General features: G+C 70.2%; 15 protein-coding genes and 1 pseudogene. 5 read left to right on the top strand and 11 right to left on the bottom strand.

Annotation, left to right across the window (positions count from 1 at the left end; translation table 11 throughout):
* Positions 1–27 precede the first annotated feature (27 nt).
* Entirely contained in the window at positions 28–486 is a 459-nt protein-coding gene (locus QFZ52_RS15595; RefSeq protein WP_307498525.1) for a MarR family winged helix-turn-helix transcriptional regulator, read from the top strand.
* Positions 483–1811: an MFS transporter gene (locus QFZ52_RS15590; protein ID WP_307498524.1), complete on the top strand. Its 1329-nt coding sequence runs from the start codon at positions 483–485 to the stop codon at positions 1809–1811. Before QFZ52_RS15595 ends, QFZ52_RS15590 begins: the two co-directional genes overlap by 4 nt.
* A gap of 208 nt (positions 1812–2019) precedes the next feature.
* Here QFZ52_RS15590 and QFZ52_RS15585 read toward each other — a convergent pair whose 3' ends face one another.
* Positions 2020–2625, bottom strand: a complete 606-nt coding sequence (locus QFZ52_RS15585; RefSeq protein ID WP_066213389.1) for a malonic semialdehyde reductase — start codon at positions 2623–2625, stop codon at positions 2020–2022.
* A 172-nt stretch (positions 2626–2797) separates the two neighbouring features.
* Here QFZ52_RS15585 and QFZ52_RS15580 point away from each other — a divergent pair, with 172 nt between their 5' ends.
* From QFZ52_RS15580 to QFZ52_RS15570, 3 genes are all read left to right on the top strand, one after another.
* Positions 2798–4081, top strand: coding sequence for a uracil-xanthine permease family protein (locus QFZ52_RS15580; protein WP_373425688.1), 1284 nt, complete (start codon positions 2798–2800; stop codon positions 4079–4081).
* Positions 4078–4890 (top strand): metallophosphoesterase, encoded by an 813-nt coding sequence (locus QFZ52_RS15575; RefSeq protein WP_307498521.1) that lies wholly within the window; start codon positions 4078–4080, stop codon positions 4888–4890. Before QFZ52_RS15580 ends, QFZ52_RS15575 begins: the two co-directional genes overlap by 4 nt.
* Positions 4891–5007: 117 nt before the next feature.
* Positions 5008–5388, top strand: coding sequence for a hypothetical protein (locus QFZ52_RS15570; RefSeq protein WP_307498520.1), 381 nt, complete (start codon positions 5008–5010; stop codon positions 5386–5388).
* Between the two features lie 167 nt (positions 5389–5555).
* On the opposite strand, the gene QFZ52_RS15565 is transcribed toward QFZ52_RS15570, so the two are convergent.
* From QFZ52_RS15565 to QFZ52_RS15520, 10 genes and pseudogenes are all read right to left on the bottom strand, one after another.
* Positions 5556–6236 (bottom strand): GntR family transcriptional regulator, encoded by a 681-nt coding sequence (locus QFZ52_RS15565; protein ID WP_307498519.1) that lies wholly within the window; start codon positions 6234–6236, stop codon positions 5556–5558.
* A gap of 156 nt (positions 6237–6392) precedes the next feature.
* Positions 6393–7946 (bottom strand): 5-oxoprolinase/urea amidolyase family protein, encoded by a 1554-nt coding sequence (locus QFZ52_RS15560; protein ID WP_307498518.1) that lies wholly within the window; start codon positions 7944–7946, stop codon positions 6393–6395.
* 1 nt (position 7947) lies between these two features.
* Positions 7948–8704, bottom strand: a pseudogene (locus QFZ52_RS15555) (LamB/YcsF family protein).
* Complete coding sequence (locus QFZ52_RS15550; protein ID WP_307498517.1) at positions 8701–9810, bottom strand: DUF2891 family protein; 1110 nt, start codon at positions 9808–9810, stop codon at positions 8701–8703. The pseudogene QFZ52_RS15555 and the gene QFZ52_RS15550 overlap by 4 nt, the downstream one beginning before the upstream one ends.
* 12 nt (positions 9811–9822) lie before the next feature.
* Positions 9823–10791, bottom strand: a complete 969-nt coding sequence (locus QFZ52_RS15545; protein WP_307498516.1) for a DUF979 domain-containing protein — start codon at positions 10789–10791, stop codon at positions 9823–9825.
* Positions 10788–11501 (bottom strand): DUF969 domain-containing protein, encoded by a 714-nt coding sequence (locus QFZ52_RS15540; protein ID WP_066213417.1) that lies wholly within the window; start codon positions 11499–11501, stop codon positions 10788–10790. Before QFZ52_RS15540 ends, QFZ52_RS15545 begins: the two co-directional genes overlap by 4 nt.
* Positions 11502–11570: 69 nt before the next feature.
* Positions 11571–15338, bottom strand: coding sequence for an alpha-mannosidase (locus tag QFZ52_RS15535; RefSeq protein ID WP_307498515.1), 3768 nt, complete (start codon positions 15336–15338; stop codon positions 11571–11573).
* Positions 15339–15430: 92 nt separating this feature from the next.
* On the bottom strand, positions 15431–16384 hold the full coding sequence (locus QFZ52_RS15530; protein WP_307498514.1) for a glycosyl hydrolase: 954 nt from the start codon (positions 16382–16384) through the stop codon (positions 15431–15433).
* Between the two features lie 365 nt (positions 16385–16749).
* Positions 16750–17667, bottom strand: coding sequence for a carbohydrate ABC transporter permease (locus QFZ52_RS15525; RefSeq protein WP_307498513.1), 918 nt, complete (start codon positions 17665–17667; stop codon positions 16750–16752).
* Complete coding sequence (locus tag QFZ52_RS15520) at positions 17664–18605, bottom strand: carbohydrate ABC transporter permease (RefSeq protein WP_307498512.1); 942 nt, start codon at positions 18603–18605, stop codon at positions 17664–17666. The genes QFZ52_RS15525 and QFZ52_RS15520 overlap by 4 nt, the downstream gene beginning before the upstream one ends.
* Between the last annotated feature and the right edge of the window lie 48 nt (positions 18606–18653).

Below are 18653 nucleotides of genomic sequence, written 5' to 3'. Positions count from 1 at the left end.
TTCGCTAATTAGCTATGCTAAATAACGATGAACACCCCACCCGACCTTCAGGACCTGGCCTCCGAACTGCGCGTCGCGCTCATGCGCACGTCGCGGGTGCTGCGCTCCCAGGCCAGCAGTGACGCCGTCACCCCTGGTCAGAACACCGTCCTGGCCCTGCTGCACAAGCACGGACCGCAGACCATGGGCCAGCTGGCCGAAGCCGAACATGTCCAGGCGCCCAGCATGACCCGCACGGTGAACGCCCTCGCGGACAAAGGCCTCATCCGCCGCGAGGCCCGGCCCGAGGACGGACGGCAGGTGCTCATCTCCCTGACCAGCGAGGGGAACGCGATCCTCGAGGAGTCCCGCAGGCTCCGCTCCGCCTGGCTCGCCGAACGGCTCGAGGGCCTCGGCGAGCGCGAGCGGGAGACCCTGCACGACGCCGCGCTCCTACTCCTGGACATGACCCGCACCGACCCCAGGAGGAATCCAGCCACCGCATGAGCAGCCGCATGTTCCAGTCACTGAAGAACCCCAACTACCGCCTCTGGGCGGCAGGAGCGCTGGTGTCCAACATCGGCACCTGGATGCAGAGGGTGGCGCAGGACTGGCTGGTCCTGACGCAGCTCACGGACCACGACGGCGCCGCGGTCGGCCTCACCACCGGCCTCCAGTTCCTCCCGATCCTTCTCCTCGGCCCCTACGCGGGACTGCTCGGCGACCGCCTGGACAAGCGCAAGATCCTCCTGACGACCCAGTCCGCCATGGGACTGCTGGCCCTGCTGCAGGCCGTCCTCGTCCTCACCGGCACCGCCCAGCTCTGGCACATCTACGTCATCGCCCTCGCCCTGGGTGTCGCGAGCGCCTTCGACGCCCCGCCGCGCCAGGCCTTCGTCTCCGAGATCGTCGGCCGGGACAGCGTGGCCAACGCCGTCGCGCTCAACAGCGCGTCCTTCAACCTGGCGCGCCTGGCGGGCCCCGGCATAGCGGGACTCCTGATCGGCCTGATCGGCACCGGCTGGGTCTTCCTGCTCAACGCGGCGAGCTTCGCGGCGGTGCTGATCGGGATCCTGCGCATGAACACGGCGACCCTCTACCGCACCGACCCCGTGCCCCGCAGCCGCGGGCAGCTCAAGGACGGCGTGAAGTACGTCCTCGCCCGGCCACGGGCCCTGCTGGTCATGATCCTCGCGGGCCTGGTGGGGACCTTCACCCTGAACTTCCAGCTCACCAATGCGGTCATGGCCGCTTCAGTGTTCGACGCCGGCCCCGACGCCTACGGCCTGCTGGGCTCCGTCATGGCGGTCGGCACCCTCGCCGGGGCGCTGCTCGCGGCCCGGCGCGCGGCTCCGCGGCTGCGGTACCTCGTGATGGGTGCGATCGGGCTGGGTGTCACGACCTGCGTGGCCGCCTTCATGCCCGGGTACACGCTCTACGCGATCATGCTGGTGCTCGTGGGACTCTGCGCCCTGACGTTCCTGAACAGCGCGAACACCTTGCTGCAAATGCGGACCGAGCCCGCCTACCGGGGCCGCGTCCTGGCACTGTACATGACCGTCATCCAGGGCGGAACGCCGATCGGCGGGCCGCTCGTGGGGTGGATCGCCAACGAGTTCGGTCCCCGCTGGGCGGTGTTCGGCGGCGGGGCGGTCGCGCTCCTCGCGGGGCTCGCGGGACTCCTCCTGGTCAGCCGCTGGGGCGAGGGGACCGTGAGGAAGCAGCTCCGGCACGTCTGGGCGGAACACCGCGAGCTGAGGGAGCAGAACGCCCGCGAGCGCGGCAGCGGGGAACCGTCCCCCACGCAGAAGGCCGTCGGCGCGGAGGGCTGAGCCCGGCGTCGTCGTGCGGCAAGTGAGTCAGGCGCAACGCGCACTGGGCGCTCCCGCCCCCGGATTCGTTGTTCACCCACCGAAATTTCAGGGGGTGGACTACAAATCCGTGGGTCTGACGGCACGGTCACCCTCGACCCGGCCGCCCAGGAACGACGAAGGCCCCGGCTCCCACAGGGGAGCCGGGGCCTTCGGGCATCCGGACGGATCAGAGGACGGTGACGGCCTCGTCGAAACCGAACTTCGGCTTCGGGGCGCCCCAGGCGCCCTCGCCGGCCTGGCCGATGTTGACCACGAGGAAGCTCTTCTGGTCGCCCTCCGGGAAGAAGGCGGCGTCGATGGCGGAGAAGTCGGCGCCGGTCATCGGGCCTGCGGAGAGGCCGAGGGCGCGAACGGCCAGGATGAAGTAGCCGGCCTGGAGGTGGGCGTTGTTGTTGGCGAACGTTCCGCTCAGCTCAGCGTTGTCCGAGAACATGGCCTTGGGGGCGTCCCAGCCCGGGGAGAACTCGTCCCACTTGGCGTGCCACTCGGTGTCGTAGGACAGGACGGCGACGGCGGGGGCCGCGGCGGTCTTCGGCTGGTTGCCGGCCATCATGGCGTCGACGAGCTCGGCGCGCTTCTCCGGCGACTGCACGAAGGTCACGCGCAGCGGCTGGGCGTTGAAGGCGGAGGGGCCGAACTTGGTCAGCTCCCAGATCGCCTGGAGCTGCTGCTCGGTGACCTCGCCCTGGAAGGCGTTGGCCGTGCGGGCTTCGTGGAAAAGGGCGTTGACGGAGGCCGCGTCGAGGACGGCTTCTTCGTGGGCGATGCTCATGTCATGTTCCTTCGGGGAGTTCCGGGGGGGTTCCGAATGGTTTCAACTTCAAGCATTCGACCGTTCTTCCCCGACGGAGTGTGAGATGGGACACATATCGGCCTGCTCGGTCCACCCGTCCACCCAGTAAAGTGGCTCTGGATACACCCCCACACCTCTGGAAAGGCCTCGCGTGAGCCTGCTCGGAACCTCCTGGACCCTCCACGGCGACGGCAAGACCGTCCGGCCCGGCGAAGTGGTCTCCCCCAACGAACGGCTCAGCTGGCCCCGCACCATCGGCATCGGCACCCAGCACGTGGTGGCCATGTTCGGCTCCACGTTCCTCGTGCCCATCCTGACGGGCATGCCGCCGGCCACCACCCTCTTCTTCTCGGGCATCGGCACCCTGCTGTTCCTCGTGGTCACGCGGGGCCGGGTGCCCAGCTACCTGGGATCGAGCTTCGCGTTCATCGCACCCATCATGGCCTCGCAGCAGCAGTACGGCGTGGCCGGGGCTCTCGGCGGCGTCATCATGGCCGGCGCGGCGCTGTTCCTGGTGGGCCTCGTCGTGCAGGCGTTCGGTTCCGAGTGGATCAACAGGCTCATGCCGCCGATGGTCACGGGCGCGATCGTGGCCCTCATCGGCCTGAACCTTGCCCCCGCGGCCAAGGCGAACTTCGTCAAGGCGCCCATCACGGCCCTGGTCACGCTGCTCGCCATCATCCTGGTGGGTGTGCTCTTCAGGGGCATCCTGGGCCGCTTGAACATCCTGATCGGCGTGGTCCTCGGCTACCTGGTGGCCATGTGGCGCGGCGAGGTGGATTACAGCCAGATGGACGCCGCCGCCTGGATCGGGCTGCCGCACTTCCAGGCGCCGAGCTTCAATGTCGGTGTGATCGGGCTGTTCGTCCCCGTGGTCCTGGTGCTCGTGGCCGAGAACGTCGGACACGTGAAGAGCGTGGCCACCATGACCGGCGAGAACCTCGACGCCTACGCCGGGCGCGCCCTCATGGCCGACGGCGCCGCGACCATCCTGGCCGGCGCGGGCGGCGGCTCCGGCACCACCACGTACGCGGAGAACATCGGCGTCATGGCCGCCACCAAGGTGTACTCCACGGCCGCGTACTGGGTGGCCGGCGTCTTCGCGATCGTCCTCAGCTTCTCCCCCAAGTTCGGGGCCCTCATCGCGACCGTCCCGGCCGGTGTGCTGGGCGGCGCGGCCACCATGCTGTACGGCATGATCGGCATCCTGGGCGTGAAGATCTGGGTGCAGAACAAGGTGAACTTCTCCAACCCGATCAACCTGAGCACGGCAGCGGTCGCGCTGATCGTGGGCATCGCGGACTACACGTGGAACCTCGGAGAGCTCAGCTTCACGGGCATCGCGCTCGGGTCCGCGGCGGCCCTCGTGATGTATCACGGCATGAAGGCCATCGCGAAGGCGCGCGGCACCGTGGCGGAGCCGGAGACCGAATGACCAGGCCGGGACTCACCCTCGACGACGGCGGGCAGGCGCCCGACGTCGTCATCGGTGATGTCCACGGCGCGCTGGAGCCGTTGTCCAACGCCCTGCGGCGACAAGGTCTCCTGGACCGCATGGGATCCTGGTGCGGCGGGCAGCGCACCCTCTGGCTCCTCGGCGACTTCATGGACCGCGGGCCGGACGGCTCCGGCGTGGTGCACCTGGTGCGCCGTCTCCAGCATCAGGCGGCCGACGACGGCGGCGCCGTCCACGCGCTGCTGGGGAACCACGAGGTCCTGGCGCTGGGCAAGCGGCGCTTCGGCGCGCTGCGCCTCGAGACTCCCAATGGGCCGAGGTCCTTCCACGACTCGTGGCAGCGCAACGGCGGACGCGAACAGGACCAGCGCGAACTCAGCGACGAGGACTTCGCCTGGCTCGCGTCGCTCCCGGGCATGGCTCTGACGGGGTCGCACCTCCTGGTCCACGCGGACACGACGGAGTACCTGCACTGGGGATCGGACACCACCGCGGTCAACGACACCCTGCGGAGCCGCCTCGAGAGCGACGACCCCCTCGACGTCTGGGAGGTCTGGGCGCGGCTGACCACCCGGCACGCGTTCCGCGACCGGCCGTCCGTGGCACGCGGCTTCCTCCGGGAGTTCGGAGGGTCCCGCCTGGTGCACGGCCACAGCATCATCGCGGACGTCCACGGGCATCCCGCACCCCTCACCCAGGGTCCGGACGTGTACGCCGACGGCCTTGTGGTAGACATTGACGGAGGGCTCTACGACGGCGGTCCCTGCATCGTCCTGCACCTGCCCTGACGATGTGACCTGACCCTGCGACCTGCCCATCCGCCCTGGCCCGCGGCCTCGTCCCCGGACCACCCCCACGACCGTGCCGTCCGGCGGCATGAACCGCCCCGAAGGAGCCCGAACGACATGCCCCGCACCACACCTCCGGCCCTGGCGAAGGCCCGGTCCTACTGGATGGGCCTGTCCATCGCGTTCGGCGTGGGGCTGGGGCTGTACGCCGCCGCTCCCGCGCCGTGGCATCTGGTGAGCGCCGGGGCGTACGTGGTGTTCGTAGTGATCCAGGCGGCGGTCTACGGGCAGATCAAGCCGGCTCTCGAGGGCAAGCTCGCCTTCAACTCCGCCAGTTTCGGGCTCCTCGCCCTGCTCCTCGTGGTGGCGGCCGTGGTGTCCCGCGATTCCCCGTACTCGCTGCTGCTGGGGATCGGCCTGGCGGTGCTGAGCGGAGTGTCGATGTTCTGGGTCCTGACACGCCGCGGACGCTTCTACCCGAAGGAGAACCGGGGCTGATGACGGGGCAGGGCTCACTGCTCACCCTGAAGCCCTCCGCCTGCTTCGCCGAGTCCGCTGACTGCGGCGTGAATCCGCTACGAGATGTAGCGGATTCACGTCCCTCCTAGCGGACTGACGCGGGCGGGACGGGGCTGACCCGCGACGGCACCCGCCGCGGAACCCGCCTAAGCCCGCCCCTCGACCGCGTCCACGAGCTGCTGCTCGGCCCGGTCGAGATATTCCCGGAGGTACTCGGCGGCCTCGGCACGCTGCCCGGCCGCCAGGAGCTCGACGATCCTCTCGTTGCCCTCGACATACGGCGCATGGAAGCGGGGGTCCCGGCCCATCGCCGCGAACACCAGACGCATCTCCGCGAGCACCTGTTCCATGAGCGCGTCGAGCCGGATGCTCCCGGCGGCCGCGAGGACGGCCCGGTGGAAATCCTGGTTCGCCCCGGCCATCCCGGCGATGTCGCCCTCCGTGACGGCGGCCCGGCCCCGGCTGACGATCCCCGCGAGCTCCTCGACGTCGATCCGCGGGGCCCACAGCAGGGCGGCCGGCTCCACGAGCTTCCGGACCCGGTAGATCTCGCGGACATCCTCGGCCGTCGGATGGGCCACGAAGACGCCGCGGTTCGGGATCCGCTGCACCACGCGTTCGGCGTGCAGGGTGGCGAAGGCCTCGCGGAGTGTGTTCCGCGAGACGCCCAGGGCCTCCCGCAGTGCCTCCTCGGGAAGCTTGGTGCCGGGGGTCAGCTCGCCGTCGGCGATGCGCTGCCGCAGCGTGGCCGCCACCCACTGGGCGGTGTGCGCGTGGGCGGCACGCGCTTCGCGGCGCAACCCCGCCAGGACAGCATCAGAACTCACAGGCCCACTGTATGCCGACGGGCGGAACAGGCCGGAATCGCCGTCACAGCGCTGAAACAGTGAGTTCGCGATGAAACAGCGTGTTCTGATCACTGTTTCGTCGCGAACTCACTGTTTCAGCCTGTGCTCGGCCCACGGATGGTCCACGCTCCCTCCCTACAGCGACGCCGGGGCCACCGGCTCGAAGCGCACCCTCGCCCCGGGCGGGAGCTGGGCCAGCCGGTCCTGGTCCGCGTCGAGGACCACGCCGATCACGGGGTACCCGCCGGTCACGGGATGGTCTGCCATGAAGACCAGGGGCAGCCCGGACGCGGGAACCTGGATGGCGCCCCGCACCGTGCCCTCGCTCTGGAGCTCACCCTCGGTCCTGCGCACCAGGGGCTCGCCGGAGAACCGGATCCCCACGCGATTCGACTCGGCCGTCACGGTCCATTCCCCCGTGTGGAACGCCTCGAGGGACTCGTCAGTGAACCAGTCGTCGCGGGGACCGGGGACCACCCGGAGCACCGTGACCTCCTCCGCGGACGGCAGCGGGGGTGCCGTCTCCGGTTCCCCCACGGCGCCAGGCAGTCGCGGATCGAGCAGGCCTAGACGACTCCCCGCCGTGAGCGGGGCGGGACCCAGCCCGGACAGGACATCCGTGGCGGCGCTGCCCAGCACGGTGCCGCCCCGCACGCCTCCTCGTACCGCCACATAGTTGCGCAGACCGGCGTCGGGGGCACCCAGCCGCAGCGTCTCACCGGCCAGGAGCGTGAGCGGGGAGTCGAGCGGGACGTCCCATTGGGCGCCGTCGTCGTCGGTGATCAGGAGCGGGACGTCGGCACCCGTGACGGCGAGGATCGTGTCCCGCAGGGCCCGCAGCGTGAGTCCTCCGGGCAAGGCCTCGAGGCCCGGCGCGCCGGCAGGGTTGCCGACCATGCGGTTGGCCCGCTTGAGGGCGCCGCGGTCCATGGCGCCGGAATCGCTGACCCCCGACGCCGCGTGGCCGGGTCGTCCAAGGTCCTGCACCGTGGTCTGGAGGCCGGGGTTGCGGACCTCGAGGACGGGTTCGCCGGTCTCGGTGGCGGGCCGGGCGGGCAGGGCCTGCACGACGTCGCGGACCGGGACGAAGCGGACCGTGTCGCCGGCCTTGATGAGCGCGGGTTCGTCGCGGGCGGCGTCCCACAGGAGCGCGCCGGTGCGGCCGATGAGCTGCCAGCCGCCGGGCGAGTCGTTGGGGTAGACGGCCGAGTACCCACCGGCGAGCGCCACGGAACCGGCCGGCACGCGGGTGCGCGGGGATGTGCGGCGCGGGACCTCGGGTGCGCCAGGCGCGCTGAGGTAGGCGAACCCCGGGGCGAATCCGCCGAACGCGGCGGTCCAGACGGCGTCCGCGTGCCCGGCCACGACGGCCTCGACGCTGCGGCCGGTGAGGCGGGCGACCTCGGCGAGGTCTTCGCCGTCGTACACGGTCTCGATCCTCACCTCACGCCCGGCGGAGCGCGCCCCGGCGGCCAGGTCAGCCGTCCGCAGCCGTTCCACCACCCCGGCCAGGGACTGCGGGAGACCCACGGTCACGAGCACGGTGCGGGCGGCGGCAACGACGTCCACGACGCCGGGCGGCGGGTCGGCGAGCAGGCCCGCCTGGAGCGCCAGCACGGCGTCCAGGCCGTCGAGTTCGGCGAGCACCGCGCGGACCCCCACGCGGCGCACGCCCAGCAGTCGGCCCATCTCAGGCGAAGCTCTGGATCACGACGCCGCGCGCCGTGAGTTCCCGGTGGATGCGCTCGGCCATGGCGACCGCCCCGGGGGTGTCGCCGTGGACGCAGATGCTCCCGGCGGCCACGGGCAGCACGGTCCCGTCGACGGCCCGGACCGTGCCGTCCACCAGGCGGAACACGTGGTCCAGGATCCGGTCGATGTCGTGCAGCACGGCGCCCGGGTCGCTGCGGGGGACGAGAGTTCCGTCGGGCCGGTAGGCGCGGTCGGCGAACGCCTCGGCCACGGTGCGGAGCCCGGCCTCGGCGGCGATCCGCTCGACCGCGGAACCGGGCAGCACCAGCAGGGGAAGAGCCGGGTCGACGGCGAGGACCGCGTCGACCACGGCCCGCGCCTGGCCCTCGTGGCGCACGATCGTGTTGTAGAGAGCGCCGTGCGGTTTCACGTACCGGACAGCGGCGCCCTCGGCCCGCGGCGAGGGCCTGGAGCGCGCCGATCTGGTAGATCACGTCGTCGCGGAGCTCCCCGGCGTCCATGTCGATGAAGCGGCGCCCGAAGCCCGCCAGGTCGCGGTAGCCGGGGTGGGCCCCGACGGTCGTCCCGGTCCGCACGGCCGCGCGCACGGTGGCGCGGATGCCCACCGGGTCCCCGGCGTGGAAACCACACGCGACGTTGGCGCTGGAGACGTTGGCCAGGATGGCGGCGTCGTCCCCGAAGGTCCAGTTCCCGAAGGACTCCCCCACGTCGCTGTTGAGGTCGATCACGCTCACGCGGTCACGCTCCGCAGGCGGCCGATGGACTCCCGGGCGTCCCACGCGAAGCTCGCGAGCCAGTGCGTGGACATGAAGTCGCCGCTCCGCAGGCCGTGCATCCCGGCCTCAAACAGCGGCTCGACGGCGGCGTCCAGCACCGCGCGCAGGGCCGGCGGCGTGCCGGGCCGGGCCTCGGGCCCGGCGTCGGACCCGGTGCTGGACCGGGCGTCAGACACGGCGTCCAGCGCCGCGACCACGCGTGCGAGCTGACCCGCCCGCGTGAGGTTCAGACCGTGCAGGTGGACCATGTAGCCGTCGCTCTCATCGGCCACGCCCACGGTCGCGAGCATGCGCGACTCCGCGGTCAGCCCGGGCAGGAACCCCTCCAGCCAGGCGGCGAACTCGTCGGCGGGGAGCACGCGCTGGAGAAGATCGGCCTCGCTGAGCCCTGCGGAGAGGAAGTCCTGCCCGCTCAGCTCCCACTCGGTGGCCCAGGCCAGGTCCTCGCCGAACCAGCGGACGGCGGCCCGTTCGCAAGCCGCCGCGGCGTCGTCGCGGCCGAGATCCCGGAACGCGGTCAGGAGGTAGGACAGCCCGAAGGCCGAGTTGGTGTGCAGGCCGTGCCGCACCGGGTGCTCGACGGTCGCGGTCCACGCCTGGACCAGCTCCGCCACCACGTCTACGCAGCCGTCCAGGTCGCGGCCCCAGGCGGCGATCTCCGGATCCTGGGAGGCGTGGCAGGCCGCGGCCAGGCGCACGAGCCAGGCCCAGCCGTACGGGCGTTCCCAGCTGGGGTTGGCTCGGAGGTAGTCCGCCTCGACGGCGAGCTTCGCGGCGGTGAGGTTGGCGCCCAGGGCGGCGCGGAGGGCGTCGGCCGTGCCGGCGTCGAGCACACCCTCGCCCCGCAGCGCGGCGTCGAGCACGCTGACGCCCAGCCAGTGCATGTGCACGCAGGAGTGCCAGTCGAAGGAGGTGTGGAACGCCGGGTGGAGCTCGGCCGGCGTGTGCAGATCGGTCTCGGAACGCTCCACGTGGTGCGAGGCGTAGGGGTACGGGCGGCCCAGATTGTCCAGGACGACGTCGGCGCAGTGCTGGGCGGCGCCCGGGAAGAAGGTGTCGGTCATGAGGGTGCCTTTCTAGAACGCCAGGAAGTACATGAGGCCGATGTTGACCACCAGCAACGGCAGAGCGGTGCCGATCTGCGCCGTGATCACACCGTAGCGGTTCTTCATCTCGAGGAGCGCGGCCGGGACCAGGTTGAAGTTCGCGGCCATGGGGGTGCAGAGCGTGCCGCAGAAGCCCGCGAGCATGCCGATCGCGAAGACGATCGCCGGGTTGCCGTGGAACTGCTGGATCAGGACGGGCCAGCCGATGGCCGCCGTCATGATGGGGAAGGCCGCGAAGCCGTTGCCCATGAGCACAGTGAAGAGGAACATCCCCACGCAGTAGACCGCGACGGCGGCCAGCAGGGATCCCTCGGGCAGGATGGACGCCGTGAGGGTCCCCACCGCCGTCCCGACGCCCGCCTTGGTGAACAGGATCCCCAGGGTCGAGAGCATCTGGGGCAGCAGTGCCGCCCAGCCGATCGACTCGAGGATGCGGCGGCTCTCCAGCAGCGGCGCGAGCTTGTTGCGGGGCTTCAGGATCACGACGGCGGCGGCTGCGGCCACGATCGCGCCGATGGTCAGTGCCACCAGGGTGGTGTTCTTGGGGTCCAGGATCGGAGTGCCCCCGATGACGAGGACCGGGGCCGCGAGTACGAGGGCCACGGTGACCACCGGAAGGAGGAGCGCCGGGATGAAGAGCTTGTTCCCGAAACGGGCGGCGTAGGCGACGCGCTCAGCCGGGGTGGAGGACTTCGCCTTGCCGTCGGAGAGCTGCCCGCTGGAGGCGAGTCCGACGAGCACCAGCACCGCCACGCCCAGGATCCACGCGGGCGCTTTCCCGGCCTGGACCCAGGTGCCGTAGAAGAAGCAGAGCCCGAGGATGCCCCAGAACAGCGAGCTGCCGATGCGGTGCCGGTGGCCGGTGTCCCGCGCGATGAGGGAGGCCCAGGCGATGAAGAGGGCCCCGATGAACCAGTAGACGGCTTCGACGTTGATCATGCGGCGCTCCCGGCCTCGACGGTGACGGTCTTCCCGGTGAGACGGGCGTATTCGCGGTCCAGCTGACGGTCCAGGCGGAGGAGCCGGAAGCCGTGGATGAGGAAGGCGGCGATCGCGGTCGGGATGGCCCAGAGCGCGAGTTCGAGCGGTTCGAGCTGAAGGTGGTACGTGGTGTCCACGAAGGTGGTGATCAGCAGGATCGACCCGACGGCCACGAAGACGTCCTCACCGAAGAAGACGCCGACGTTGTCCGCCGCGGCGGAGTGGCCCTTGATGCGTTCCTTGAGCTTCTCCGGGACCGTGCCGTAGCGGCGCATCGCGGCGCCCTCGGCCATGGGGTACACGAGCGGACGCACGGCCTGCGCGTGCCCGCCGATGCTAGTCAGCCCGACGGCGGCGGTCACCTGGCGGATGGCCAGGTACGCCAGGAGGACGCGGCCGGCGGTGAGGCGGGCGAGTTTGGAGATCAGGTTCTTGGCCTGCTCCTGGAGCCCGAAGTATTCGATGATGCCGATGACCGGCAGCACGGCCGCGAAGACCGTGACGGAGCGGCTGCTGGCGAAGCCGGAACCGAAGGCCTCCAGGATCTGCAGGGGGTTCATACCGCCCAGGAGCGCGGTGACGATCCCGGCGACGGTGACGACGATGAGGGGGTTGAGGCGAACGGCGAATCCGATGATCACCAGCAGCACCCCGATGAGTACGAGCATGCGAGTCCATTCCACGGGGACCGACCGGTCCAGGAGCTGTCCGTGGCGCCCATCACGGGACCACGTGACTCACATCATAAAACTTTGTTCAACAATCCGGCAAGGCTTTGTTGAACAATCCGGGGGCGTAGGTGGGTGTGGGTCCAGCAGAAACGGGCGGGTGTGGAGTGGCGATCGGCCCGGAAAACGCGTTGGTGCACCGGGGCCGAGGCGAGGGTGGGGCGGGTCCACTCGGGGCCACCCCTGCCGAGTTCGTGGTTTCGAGGCGAGTTCGTGGAAATAATCCACGAATTCACCCGAAACCCACGAACTCGACGGACGAGCACCGCCAAAGCCACTCCGGATCGCGCTCCCGACCCGCTTCCCACCCGTCCGCGAGGGCCCCGGAAACGCCGAAACCGCGAGTTTCCGTCGAAACAGTGTGGTTAATGCACTGTTTCGACGGAAACCCACGGTTTCACGAATAACGGCTGGCCAGACAAGCCCGAGCGACGAAGCCAGGTGGGTGTGGGGCGGGTCCACTCGGGGCCACCCCTGCCGAGTTCGGGGGTCCGTGCCGAGAACACCCCCCGCAACCCACGACGCCGGAACGAACCCCCGAACTCGACGGAAACCCACGGTCTCACGGAGCCAGGCAGCCCGCACCGGCCCCTGCTCTGTACCAGCCCCCGCCCCCTGCCGAGTTCGTGGTTTCGAGGCGAGTTCGTGGAGATGGTCCACGAACTCACCCGAAACCCACGAACTCGGGCGAGGAGACCTGCCTAACCCGCCTAGCCCACCTGCGCCGGGCTGAACCGGAACGTGCGCACCGAGAACGGCGACAGGGACAGCGCGACGCCGGCCTCCGCCGTCGCGCCCTCGCCACCGGAGCCGGCGCCGGCCGCCTCCAGGGCCGGGGCGTCCGGGGAGCTCGTCCTCGATCAGGCTGACCTCGCGGCCGGCGCCGAACGCCGGGTCGACGTGCAGCACGGCGTTCGCGCGGTGGCCCTGCGGCTCGTAGACGCGGACCACCAGGTCGCCGGAGCGGTCGTGGGCGAGCTTCACCGAGGAGACGAGCACGCCATCGCCGTCGACCCGCACGAGGGACTCGACCGGAGCGGCGCCGGACCGCGAACGGACCGGGCTGTTCAGGTGGATGCCCTCACGGGTCGCCACCAGGGCGTCGGCCCCGATCACGAGGCCGTAGGAGTGCTGGTGCACGCCCTGGTCCGTCTCCGGGTCGGGGAACCGCGGAGCCCGGAGGAGGGAGAGGCGCAGGGTGGTGGTCACGCCGGCGTCGTCGTCAGCGTCGCGGGTCATGTCGAAGCCGTAACTGGACTCCGTCACCAGGGCCGCGCCGAAGCCGGGCTCCTCCGCCAGCACGAAGCGGTGCATGGACGTCTCGAACTTCGCCGCCTCCCAGCTCGTGTTGGTGTGCGTGACGCGCTTGTTGAAGCCGAACTGCGTCTCCGCGGCCGTGTGCTCCGCGCGGACGTCCAGCGGGAAGGACACCTTGAGGAACTTCTCGGCCTCGTGCCAGTCGGTCTCCTGATCGATCCGCAGCGTGCGCGCATCCGCGGCCAGGCGCAGCACCTGACGGACCCGGGACCCGGAGAACTCGCGCTCGATCACGACCCGCGCCTCGTCCCCGTCGCCCTCCACGGAGAACGACGTCAGTGAACGCAGCTCGGTCACGCGGTTGCGGTAGTACCGGTCCACGTCCCAGGCGTCCCACATGTTCGGGAAGTCCTGGTGCAGCTGGAGCACGTTCGCCTCGGCGCCCGCGGGGATCGCGTCGCGCCCGCTGGCCAGGTCCACCGCGGAGACGACGTGGCCTTCACGGCTGATGACGACCTCCACCAGTCCATTGCGGAGCACGACGCCGCGCGCCTCCTCGCTCACGGTCACCGGCTCGGCGCCGCGCGGGGCAGCCTCGGAGGCGCCCAGCGCGGGCACGCCGGAGCGGCCGAACGGCGCCGCGTTGAACGTGAGCTGCACGTCGCCGTCGCCGGCCAGGGCGTCCAGGGCGCGGCCGATCAGGGCCTCGGCCTCCTCCGTGAGGCGGCGGTAGGTCTCGACGGCCTCGCGGTGCACCCAGGCGATGGAGGTGCCGGGCAGGATGTCGTGGAACTGGTGCAGCAGGAGGTCCTCCCACAGTGCGTTCAGTTCGTCATAGGGGTACGCGTAGCCGGTGCGGGCCGCGGCCGTGGCGCTCCACAGCTCGGCCTCCACCAGCAGGTGCTCCACGCGGCGGTTGCCCTGCTTGGTCTTGTGCTGGCTCGTGAGGGTGGCCCGGTGGAGTTCCAGGTACAGCTCACCGACCCAGACCGGGGGCTTCGGCATCTCGGCGCGGGCGCGCTCGAAGTAGTCGTCCGGGTTCTCCCAGCGGACCGTGGCGCTGCCTTCCAGGTCCGCGAGACGCCGGGCTTTGCCGGTCATCTCGCGGGTGGTGCCGCCACCGCCGTCGCCCCAGCCGACCGGCGCGATCGACCCGGAGGCGACGCGGGCCTCGCGGAACTGGCGGCTGGCGCGGGCCATCTCCTCGCCGGAGAGCTGCGCGTTGTAGGTGTCCATGGGCGGGAAGTGGCTGAAGACCCGGGAGCCGTCGATGCCTTCCCAGTTGAACGTGTGGTGCGGGAACTTGTTGACCTGGTTCCAGGAGATCTTCTGGGTGAAGAACCACTCGAAACCGGCGCGGCGCATGAGCTGCGGCAGGGCCGGCGAATAGCCGAAGCTGTCCGGCAGCCACACTCCGCGGCAGGCCGCGCCGAACTCGTCCCGGAAGAACGACTGGCCGTACAGGAACTGGCGGGACAGGGCCTCGCCGCTGGGCATGACCGTGTCCGACTCGACCCACATGCCGCCCAGCGGCACGAAACGGCCCTCGGCGACGGCGGCCTTGACCTTGGCGTACACCTCGGGCCGGTGGACCTTGAGCCACTTGTACTGCTGCGCGCTGGACATGCCGTACCGGAAGTCCGGGTCCTGCCCGATCAGCTCGGTCATGGAGGAGCTGGTGCGGGCCACCTTGCGAATGGTCTCGCGCAGAGGCCATAGCCAGGCGGAGTCGATGTGCGCGTGGCCGATGGCGGAGACGTGGTGGGCGCTGGCCTCGGCGGGACGCTCGAGCAGCGGCGCGAGGACCTCGCGGGCCTCCCCCACGGTCTCGGCGATGCGCTGGAGGTCGACGCGGTCCAGGGCGTCGTCCAGACCCTGGAGGATGCGCATCCGGCGCGGCGAGGACTCCGGCAGCTCGGCCTGGAGCTCGAACAGGACCTCCAGGTCCAGGCACAGTTCGTGGACCTCGCGGTTGAACACGGCCAGGTCCATGCGGCGCGTGGTGTAGAGCTTCTTCGGCGAGGAGGTGCGGATGTCGCCCTCCTGCGTGGGAAGGAAGGGGTGGTAATCCAGGAGCACCGGGTTGGACGCGGCCTCGATGAAGAGCTCCACGGTCTCCCCGCCCTGCGCTTCGTCAGCCACCAGGACCCACTGGTTGCGCGGGTTGAGCGACTTCAGCGGCTCGCCCTCGGGCGCGTAGACCAGGCCTTCGCACTGGAATCCCGTCATGTTCACATCGAAGCCGAGGTCCACCACCATCTCGACGCGGCGTCCGGCCCACCCCTCGGGGATCCGGCCCTGCAGACGGAACCAGGTGGTGCCCCAGGCGGCGCCCCACGGGGTTCCCACCTGGTACGGCGAGTACTCGAGGGCCAGGCCCTCGGCGGGGGCGATCGGCTCGCCCGGCAGTTCGTGCCAGGCGACGTCCAGCGCCACGCTCTCCTCGTAGACGGCGGGATACAGCCGCTCGGCCAGAACCCGCTTGACCCGTCCGGTGGTCAGGTTGATGTCGTCATGCATGGATGTGCTCGTGTCCTCACGTCTGGTGTCAGGTGGCTTGGTAGGTCAACGGCTCGCAAAGGGCGAGACTAGCAGCGGTTTCCGGGGTTTCGCTAGCGATTTGCGGTAATTGCCCCGGGAGCGGATGCGCCGCTCTCCAGGACCGCGGTGATGCCGCGGGCGGCGAGCACGGCCGGGTCCTGACCGCGGGAGGCCAGGAGGACCTGCGGGCCCTGTCCGGTGGCCGCGGCGGCGTCCAGCCACGCACGGTGGAACGCCCCTCCGGGTGCGCAGCTCGCGCGGTAGCCCTCGGCGGTGTCGTCGAGGACGAGCGCGACGGCGGAGGGCTCGACGGCGGGCACGGCGCCGGTGCTGCCGGCCGCGCCCGCCCCGGCCGCCCGGAACTCGGCCACGAGCGCGGCGAAGCGCTCCCCCGTGGGCTTCAGCGCGCCGTCGTGGGTGAAGAGACCCAGGTCGTACTCGACCTCCGGGAAGTCGGCGAGCGCCCGGGAGACGTCATGCGAGCACCACCAGGTCACCCCCATCAGGCCGGGCACGGCGGCCGCGTGGCGGATGGTGGCCTCGAGGAAGTCCGGGGCGGACTCCCGCGGGATCACCGTGGTCGGGGCGCCGACCTCCTGGAGCCACACCGGGCGGGTCGCGTCCTGGTGCCACGCGGCGGCGAGCCGCAGGAGGTATTCGGCGTGGCGGACGGAACCGTCGTGGAGGGGTCCGAAGGTCTGCGCGGCGCCGTTGAAGACCCACGAGTGCACGACGGTGGCGTCGCCGAACTCCACGGCGTGGCGGGGCTCGAAAGGCTGACGGTCGTCGTACCAGGACGCGTCGTACATGGCGTTCGTGACGAAGGGGTTCCCGTGCGAGCGGGCGCCCGCCACGAGGGTCTCCAGCCAGGCCGACGCCTGCTCCGGGGTCACGGGATGGGCGTCCGGGTGGATGGGCGGGGCGAACTGGTTGAGCTCGTTGCCCAGGGTGATGCCCATGATGTTGGGGCGTCCCTCGAGGCGACGGGCGAACTCGGCCGCCAGATCCGCCTCGGCCCGCACCACGTCCGGGTCCGTGAACAGGTTCCGCCCGGTGCCAGGTGGAGATCCAGGCGGGGAGGAAGTCGTAACTCGAGAGGTGCCCCTGGAGCACGTCCAGGTTCACGTCCAGGCCGAACTCCGCGGCGACGTCCACCACCGTCATCACGTCATCCAGCGCGGTCTGGCTGATCAGGCTCCTGTTCGGCTGCACCACGGGCCAGAGCGGGAAGATGCGGATGTGGTCCACGCCGAGCGTGGCGATCTGCCCCAGGTCCCGGCGCACGTCCTCCTCCCGGAGATGCTGCCAGGAGTGGAACCACCCCGACGCCGGTGTGTAGTTGACCCCGAATCGCACGGAATTGTCCTCCTGAAATCGTTGATGAATGGTCTCAGCCCTTGACGCCGCCCTCTTCGACGCCCTTGAAGAAGAATCTCTGCAGGACGCCGAAGACCACGGCGATGGGGATGAAGGCGATCATGGTGCCGGCCGCGATGAGCCGCATGTCATTGGTGAAGGTGCCGGAGAGGTACTGCAGTCCGATGGTGAGCGTGAAGTTCTCGGGGGTGGTGAGAACGATCAGCGGCCAGAGGAAATCATCCCAGGCGCCGATGAAGGAGAAGATCGCCACCACGGCGATGGTGCCGTAGACGGACGGCAGCGCCACCCGGATGAGCCGCTGCCAGGCGTTGGCGCCGTCCACCACGGCCGCCTCCTCGATCTCCGTGGGGAGCTGGCGGAAGGCGTTGAACATGAGGAGCACGTTCAGCACGCTGACCATGCCGGGCAGCGCCACACCGAGCAGAGTGTCCGCGAGGCCCAGGTCCCGCACGGTCACGTACTGGGAGATGATCGTGGCTTCGGCCGGCAGGATGAGCGTGATCATGAACAGGCCCAGGACCCACTTCTTGAAGCGGAAGGACAGCCGGGCCAGCGCGTACCCGGCGGCCGTGGAGAAGACCACGTTGCCCACCACGGCCACCGCGGCCACGAAGAGCGAGTTGCCGATGTACCGCCACACGTCGATCGCCTGGAACACCCGGACGTAGTTGCCGAGCGTGGGCTGCTGCGGGAGGAGGCTGAGGTTCTCCGTGTAGATGTCCTCGGTGCTGCTGCGCAAAGACGTGGACATCTGCCACAGGAAGGGTCCGACCGTGACGAACAGGACGAAGATCAGCGCCGCGTAGCGCCAGAACTTCTCGGCGGCGGAGGGCTCGCCGAAGGTGCGGGAACGACGGCGGCGGGCCGGCGGCGTCGCGCCTTCCAGGGCGTCGTCCGGTGCGGAGGGCCGCAGTTCAGTGGCGCTCATTTGTCCCCCTTGGAGTTCAGGCGGGCCAGGACCAGCATGGGGATCAGCGTCAGCAGGAAGAGCAGGATGCTCAGGGCCGAGGCGTAGCCGAGGTTGCCGGTGAAGCCGCGGGCGTACTGCTGGATGAGCATGACCATGGTGAGGTCTTCGCCGCCGGGTCCGCCCTTGCCGCCCGTGAGGATGAAGACTTCGGAGAACACCCGCAGCGCGCTGATGGCCACCAGCACGGCGACCAGGCCCATGGCTCCCCGGACGCCCGGGACGGTGACGCTCCAGAAGCGGCGGACCGCGCCCGCTCCGTCGATCGCGGCGGCTTCGTGCAGTTCCTTGCCGACGTTCCCGAGGGCCGCCAGGTACACGATCATGTAGTACCCGAGGCCTTTCCAGACGGTCAGGCTGATGGCGGAGATGATGACGAGCCAGCGGTCGGTGAGGAACGGGATCGGCTCGGTGACCACGTGCAGCGCCTGCGCCAGGTTGTTGACGGCGCCGCGCGAGTCGAGCAGCCAGCTCCACATGAGACCGACCACGACGGCGGAGGCGATCACCGGCGTGTAGAACGCCGTGCGGAAGAAGGCGATGCCCTTGAGCGGCTTCTGCACGAGGATCGCGAGCAGGAGCGGGAGCAGGGTCAGCAGCGGCACGCAGATGACCATGTAGACCACGCTGTTGAGCAGCGCGTTCATGACCTGGTCGTCTTCGAGGATCTGCTGGAAGTTCTGGACGCCGACGTAGCGTTCCTTGCCGCCCAGCGGTTTGGCGTTGGTGAACGCCATGCGGATGGTGTTCAGGGACGGCCAGACGTTGAACACCAGGAGCCAGAGCAGCGCCGGCGCCACGAGGATCCACGGGGTGAACCACTTGCTGGTGCGGACCCGGGTGCCCACCGGGGGTTTCGCCGGGATTTTCACCGGGCGCGGGATGGTGGTCGACGCCATGGACGTCTCCTTTCAGCTGACGAACGGGGTGGGCCGCCGGGACCGGCG

This window comes from Arthrobacter woluwensis (genome assembly GCF_030816155.1).
Lineage (GTDB): Bacteria > Actinomycetota > Actinomycetes > Actinomycetales > Micrococcaceae > Arthrobacter_E > Arthrobacter_E woluwensis_A.
Note: the sequence above shows the minus strand (reverse complement) of the source record. Positions and strands in the feature narration are given on the sequence as shown.

Excerpts from the sequence above, each read along its gene's own strand:
- QFZ52_RS15595 (WP_307498525.1), top strand. The coding sequence starts at position 28 with ATGAACACCCCACCCGACCTTCAGGACCTGGCCTCCGAACTGCGCGTC.
- QFZ52_RS15590 (WP_307498524.1), top strand. The coding sequence starts at position 483 with ATGAGCAGCCGCATGTTCCAGTCACTGAAGAACCCCAACTACCGCCTC.
- QFZ52_RS15585 (WP_066213389.1), bottom strand. The coding sequence starts at position 2,625 with ATGAGCATCGCCCACGAAGAAGCCGTCCTCGACGCGGCCTCCGTCAAC.
- QFZ52_RS15575 (WP_307498521.1), top strand. The coding sequence starts at position 4,078 with ATGACCAGGCCGGGACTCACCCTCGACGACGGCGGGCAGGCGCCCGAC.
- QFZ52_RS15570 (WP_307498520.1), top strand. The coding sequence starts at position 5,008 with ATGCCCCGCACCACACCTCCGGCCCTGGCGAAGGCCCGGTCCTACTGG.
- QFZ52_RS15560 (WP_307498518.1), bottom strand. The coding sequence starts at position 7,946 with ATGGGCCGACTGCTGGGCGTGCGCCGCGTGGGGGTCCGCGCGGTGCTC.
- QFZ52_RS15550 (WP_307498517.1), bottom strand. The coding sequence starts at position 9,810 with ATGACCGACACCTTCTTCCCGGGCGCCGCCCAGCACTGCGCCGACGTC.
- QFZ52_RS15545 (WP_307498516.1), bottom strand. The coding sequence starts at position 10,791 with ATGATCAACGTCGAAGCCGTCTACTGGTTCATCGGGGCCCTCTTCATC.
- QFZ52_RS15540 (WP_066213417.1), bottom strand. The coding sequence starts at position 11,501 with ATGCTCGTACTCATCGGGGTGCTGCTGGTGATCATCGGATTCGCCGTT.
- QFZ52_RS15535 (WP_307498515.1), bottom strand. The coding sequence starts at position 15,338 with ATGCATGACGACATCAACCTGACCACCGGACGGGTCAAGCGGGTTCTG.
- QFZ52_RS15525 (WP_307498513.1), bottom strand. The coding sequence starts at position 17,667 with ATGAGCGCCACTGAACTGCGGCCCTCCGCACCGGACGACGCCCTGGAA.
- QFZ52_RS15520 (WP_307498512.1), bottom strand. The coding sequence starts at position 18,605 with ATGGCGTCGACCACCATCCCGCGCCCGGTGAAAATCCCGGCGAAACCC.